Source organism: Anaeromyxobacter sp. PSR-1, from assembly GCF_000964525.1.
Lineage (GTDB): Bacteria > Myxococcota > Myxococcia > Myxococcales > Anaeromyxobacteraceae > Anaeromyxobacter.
The window spans coordinates 1-4,307 of sequence record NZ_BAZG01000265.1 but is presented as its reverse complement, the minus strand read 5'-3'; the positions used below and the strand labels follow the sequence as shown (position 1 = coordinate 4,307).

Here is a 4,307-nt window from a genome sequence, read left to right as displayed (position 1 = left end):
GCGCCGAGCTGGAGCTCGAGATCGCGCGGCTCGGCGCCGAGCTGGACGCGGTCACCGGCGGCGCGGGGGGTGCCGCGGTGAGCCGGTGTCGCGGGCGGGGGTGCCGTCGCGGCGCTCTGCGCGGCGGCGCTCGTCGCGGGCTGCGGGCTCCCCGAGGCCGCGCCGCACGTGCGGGTGGTCGCGCTCGAGCCGGCCGGGCCGGGCGTGGCGCCGGAGCTGGCCGAGGCGGCGGTGACGTTCAGCGCGCCGGTGGACCCCGCCGGCCTCGCCGACGGGGCGCGCCTCGTGCTCGTGCCGGCCGACGCGGTCAAGGCGGCGCTCGAGGCGGTCGAGTCGGAGGAGGGCGCGGCCGGGCTCGCGCAGGCGGTGCCGGCGCGGGCGGCGCTGGACGCGGACGGGACGCGCGCGGCGCTCCGGCCGGACGCGCCGCTCCGCGCCCACGCGGCGTACGCGCTCGTGCTCTCCTCGCGCGCCCGCGCGGCGGACGGCCGGCCGGTGCTCGACGCCGAGGGCCGCCGCCGGCCGTCGATCGCGTCGTTCGAGACCGGCGCCGCCGCGGGCCCGCCGCCGGCGCCCGTCCTCACCGAGGTCCGCGCCGACGCGGCCACGCCGGAGGCGGGCGGGGAGTACGCGGAGCTCGCGAACCTGGGCGACGGGCCGCTCGACCTGTACGGCCACCGGCTCGCGAAGCGCACGGCCACGGGCGCGCTCTCCTCGTGCGCGCTCCCGCAGGACGCGGCGGTCGCGCCGGGCGAGGTGGTGCTGGTCGCGGGCGGCGCCTACGACGGCCGGTACGCGCTGCCGGCGGGGACGCGCGTGCTCGACTGCGGCGCCACCGCGCTGCTCGGCGGCATCGCGAACGATCGCCCGCCGGAGCTGCTCCTGCTGGACGGGCGCGGCGAGACGGTGGCGAGCTTCGGGGCGGGCGGCGTCGCGCCGGTGTGCGCGAACGCCGCGGCGGTGAAGCGCGATCCCGCGGGCCCGGACGCTGCGTCGAACCTGGCCTGCGCGGCCGGCTCGCCGGGCGCGCTCTGACACCGCGTCAGCCGGCGTTCTCGGCGATCCACTTGCCGAGCAGCTCGCCCTTCGAGAGGAAGCCGTCGGCGCCGCACTCCGCCACCAGGCGCTGGACCTTCTCCTTGTCCTCGCCCGAGCAGAACAGCACCTTGATCGACCGGAAGCGCTCGTTCTTCTTCACGAAGCGGCAGAACTGCCCGCCGTCCACCTTCGGCATGTTGACGTCGAGGAGGATGAGGTCGGGGCGGGTCTGGCGCTTCAGGATGATCGAGGTCGCCTTCTCGGCGTCGGGCGCGTAGTGGATCTCGAAGCCCTTCGCCTCGAGCTCCTCCTGCAGCAGGCGCGCGACGATCTCGGAGTCGTCCACGATGAGGACGCGGCGTCGCGCGCCCACCGCGGCGGTGAAGCGCTGCGCGAAGTCGTCGGTGGCCGGCGAGGCCACCGCGCCGTCCAGCGTCAGCTCGGCGGCGGCGCGGGCAAGCTCCTCCTGCGCACCCTCACCCACCAGCAGCGACCGGCCGGTGAAGCCGCGATCGCGCAGGAGCGCGGGCGCCTGCCGGGCGCGGCCCGCGTCCACCAGCAGCGCCGCGGCGCCCTGCACGTGCGGCAAGAGCGCGTGCGGTTCGCGCTCCAGCGCCACCTGGTGACCGGCGGCCTCCAGCGCCATCCCGGTCACCTGTAGGATGATCTCGCTCTCGCAGCAGATGAGGACCTTCACGCGTTCCCTCGGGGCGGGAGAAATTAGCACCGATCTTGCCCGGCCGTCCCACCCTCGCGGATAATCCCGCGCCGAATGGCCGACCCGAAGCCCACCGACGCGACGGGCGCCGACGCCTGGTACTTCTGCCTCCGCCTGCTCGGCGCGCGCTACGCGTTCGAGGCGCCGCTGGTCACCGAGGTCGTGCGCCTGGGACCGCTCACGCGGCTGCCCGCCGCCCCCGCCTTCCTCCCCGGCGTGTTCACGCACCGTGGCGAGGTGCTGCCGGTGCTCGACATCGGCCTGCTGGTGGGCCACGGCGCCGTCCCCATCCGCGCCAGCACCCGCGCCGCCATCGTGCACTGCGGCCCGTGGAAGGTGGCGGTGGTGACGGAGGGCGTGGAGGGGCTGGTCTCGATCCCGCGGCGCGCCATCGAGCCGCCGCCGGCCGAGTCCTCCGGCGTGGCCGAGTTCCTCTCCGGCGTCGGGCGCGATCGCGCCGGGACGGTGGCGGTGCTGGACCTGCCGCGCCTCGTGGAGACCGCCCGCGCGCGCGCCGTTCCGGCGGGGGGCCCGGCGGCGTGACCGAGCCCACCAGCGAGATCCTCCTGTTCCAGGTGGGCGCGCGCGTGTTCGCGGCCGTGGTGCACGACGCGGTGCGGATCGGCGCCGTGCGCGACGTCTCCGAGGACGACCTGGTGCTGGAGAGCGCGCTGGGCGCGCCGTTCGGCCGCGAGCGCGGCATCGTGGTGGCGAGCCACGAGGGCGCGACCGAGCGCACGCTGGTGGTGGACCAGGTGGTCGGGGTCCGCAGCGTGCCGGAGGCCGACGTCCAGCCGCTCCCCGCGTTCGCCGCCGCCTGCCTCGTCTCCGGCGCCGTCACCGGCCTCGTCATGCTGGACGAGGCGCCGCTGCTCCTCGTCGATCTCCCCACCCTGGTGCGCGAGCGCTCCCTCGCCGCGCCCGAGCTCACCGCCTGAAGAGGCCCACACCGATGCGCGACCCCTCCGAACTCGACAAGCCGAAGAAGAAGCCCGCCCGCGCCGCGCGGCCCGCCCGCAAGGCGGGCGTCCCCGCCGGCGACGCGCTGCAGGTCGAGGCGTTCCTGCGCGCGTTCGCGGCCGGCGAGCACGGGGCGGCGCGCCTCGACGTCGCCAGCTTCGCCGACCCCATGCTCCGCGGGATCGCCGAGGCCGCCAACGCCGCCGCCGACCACGCGGTGGAGCAGCTGGACACGTCGCGGCAGCGCGTGCAGGTCGTCACCGCCGGCGTGGACGAGGCGATCGAGGCGATGATCCGCCTGGTCATCCAGGGCGACCTCTCCGGCACGATGCGGCTGGGCGTCAGCGACGCGGCGCTCACGCCGCTCATCGCCGGCATCGGCCAGGTGATGGAGACGCTGAAGCGCTTCGTCACGGAGATCCGCGAGGCGGCCCTGCAGCTCTCCACCTCCTCGGCCGAGGTGCTCGCCGCCGCCACGCAGAACGAGTCCTCCACCAGCGCGCAGGCCTCGGCCATCCACGAGACCACCGCCACCATGGAGGAGCTGAAGGGCGCCTCGCACCAGATCGCCGAGAACGCGCAGATGGTGGCCGCCATCGCCGAGCAGACGCTCACCGGGGCGAAGCAGGGCGAGGGCGCCATCAAGTCGTTCATGTCCTCGATGGAGAAGGTGCGGCACAACGCGGTCGAGGTGGACGACGCCATCGCCAAGCTGTCGAAGCGCGTGGAGCGCATCGGCACGGTGGTGGAGGTGATCGACGAGATCGCCGACCGCTCCGACCTGCTCGCGCTCAACGCGGCGCTGGAGGGCGCCAAGGCGGGCGAGGCCGGGCGCGGGTTCTCCATCGTGGCGGCCGAGATGCGGCGGCTGGCCGAGAACGTCCTGGAGTCCACCAAGGAGATCAAGAACCTCATCACCGAGATCCGCGAGGCCACCCACGCCGCCAAGGAGGCGTCGGACGGCAACAAGCGGATGGCGGCCGAGGGCGAGCAGCTCGGCGGCAACGCGATGACGAGCGTCTCCGGCATCCTCTCCGGCATCCAGGAGACCAGCGACGCCGCGCGCGTCATCCACCTCGCCACCCAGCAGCAGCGGACGGCCACCGAGCAGGTGGTGCAGTCGATGTCGGAGATCGAGGAGGTCACCCGCCAGGCGCAGACCGGGTCGAAGCAGGCCACCGGCGCCGCCTCCGAGCTGACCAAGCTGGCCGAGCGGCTCGCCGAGCTGGTGAAGCGCTTCAAGGTCGAGTAGCCGCGGGGCGCCCCGCCGACCGCCGCCGCCATGGGCATCTCCGAAGAGATCCGCCAGAAGCTGCTCCCGCGCTTCCGCGAGACCACCGCGGACCGCGTGGAGAAGATCTCGGCGGCGCTGCTCGAGATCGAGCGCGGCGCCGCGACGCCCGAGGTGCGCGAGGAGCTGGCCCGCGAGCTCCACACGCTGAAGGGCGAGGCCCGGATGATGGGCTTCGGCGGGATCTCCACCGTGGTGCACGCGGCGGAGGACCTCCTGAAGGCGCTCCCGGCGGAGCGCCCGGGCGACCGGATCGACGCGCTGCTCCGCGCGTGCGACACCATCCTGCCCATGCTCGAC

The 4,307-nt window shown here is 75.3% G+C and carries 6 protein-coding genes; 5 read left to right on the top strand and 1 reads right to left on the bottom strand.

Going from position 1 to position 4,307, the window contains the following annotated elements; genetic code table 11:
* Positions 1–168: 168 nt before the first annotated feature.
* Complete coding sequence (locus tag PSR1_RS21965; RefSeq protein WP_237758197.1) at positions 169–1,035, top strand: lamin tail domain-containing protein; 867 nt, start codon at positions 169–171, stop codon at positions 1,033–1,035.
* Between the two features lie 7 nt (positions 1,036–1,042).
* Here PSR1_RS21965 and PSR1_RS21960 read toward each other — a convergent pair whose 3' ends face one another.
* On the bottom strand, positions 1,043–1,735 hold the full coding sequence (locus tag PSR1_RS21960; RefSeq protein ID WP_059439471.1) for a PleD family two-component system response regulator: 693 nt from the start codon (positions 1,733–1,735) through the stop codon (positions 1,043–1,045).
* A gap of 75 nt (positions 1,736–1,810) precedes the next feature.
* Between PSR1_RS21960 and PSR1_RS21955 the strand changes: the two genes are divergently transcribed.
* From PSR1_RS21955 to PSR1_RS21940, 4 genes are all read left to right on the top strand, one after another.
* On the top strand, positions 1,811–2,299 hold the full coding sequence (locus tag PSR1_RS21955) for a chemotaxis protein CheW (protein ID WP_011419669.1): 489 nt from the start codon (positions 1,811–1,813) through the stop codon (positions 2,297–2,299).
* Positions 2,296–2,694 carry a chemotaxis protein CheW gene (locus PSR1_RS21950; protein ID WP_059439470.1) on the top strand — a complete coding sequence of 133 codons (399 nt, stop codon included), beginning with the start codon at positions 2,296–2,298 and terminating at the stop codon, positions 2,692–2,694. Before PSR1_RS21955 ends, PSR1_RS21950 begins: the two co-directional genes overlap by 4 nt.
* 14 nt (positions 2,695–2,708) lie before the next feature.
* A complete protein-coding gene (locus tag PSR1_RS21945) occupies positions 2,709–3,968 on the top strand; it encodes a methyl-accepting chemotaxis protein (RefSeq protein WP_059439469.1) in 1,260 nt (419 codons plus the stop codon).
* A gap of 30 nt (positions 3,969–3,998) precedes the next feature.
* Positions 3,999–4,307 (top strand): Hpt domain-containing protein (locus PSR1_RS21940; protein ID WP_193388406.1); only part of this gene is annotated, 309 nt, incomplete at its 3' end.

Bases quoted from the DNA above. Each gene is read 5' to 3' on its own strand.
- PSR1_RS21955 (WP_011419669.1), top strand. From the start codon at position 1,811: ATGGCCGACCCGAAGCCCACCGACGCGACGGGCGCCGACGCCTGGTAC.
- PSR1_RS21945 (WP_059439469.1), top strand. From the start codon at position 2,709: ATGCGCGACCCCTCCGAACTCGACAAGCCGAAGAAGAAGCCCGCCCGC.